The organism is Pseudoalteromonas sp. NZS71 (genome assembly GCF_015864715.1).
Taxonomy (GTDB): Bacteria; Pseudomonadota; Gammaproteobacteria; order Enterobacterales; family Alteromonadaceae; genus Pseudoalteromonas; species Pseudoalteromonas arctica.
The window spans coordinates 1-500 of sequence record NZ_JADYWS010000093.1 but is presented as its reverse complement, the minus strand read 5'-3'; the positions used below and the strand labels follow the sequence as shown (position 1 = coordinate 500).

Genomic DNA, 500 nt, shown 5'->3' with positions numbered 1-500 from the left:
GACCAGAGTGGACGAACCTCTGGTGTTCGGGTTGTCACGCCAGTGGCATTGCCCGGTAGCTACGTTCGGATGGGATAACCGCTGAAAGCATCTAAGCGGGAAGCCCACCTCAAGATTAGATTTCCCTAAAGAGCCGTTCAAGACTAGGACGTTGATAGGCAGGGTGTGGAAGTGCAGCGATGCATGTAGCTAACCTGTACTAATTGCTCGTTTGGCTTGACCATACAACACCCAAGTGGTTTGTATACAAGTCTAATTAATCTATCTTGTATAAGCTGTAGTGGCTTATAGAATAAAGAAAGAATATTTCGATATCACCTTTAACCTTGATTCAGTTAGGTTACAAGTTGATCGACTAAAAATTAAAATTTGAAGTCAAACAATAAAAACAACAGACTCATATCTCACCCCCTTTGCTGACGACAATAGCGCGATGGCCCAACCTGATCCCTTCCCGAACTCAGAAGTGAAACATCGTTGCGCCAATGGTAGTGTGGATT

The 500-nt window shown here is 44.2% G+C and carries 2 rRNA genes; both read left to right on the top strand.

The features are described from left to right. A 23S ribosomal RNA gene (locus tag I6E85_RS20865) occupies positions 1–224 on the top strand; the annotation flags it as partial. A 191-nt stretch (positions 225–415) separates the two neighbouring features. Beyond that, positions 416–500, top strand: a 5S ribosomal RNA gene (rrf, locus tag I6E85_RS20860); the annotation flags it as partial.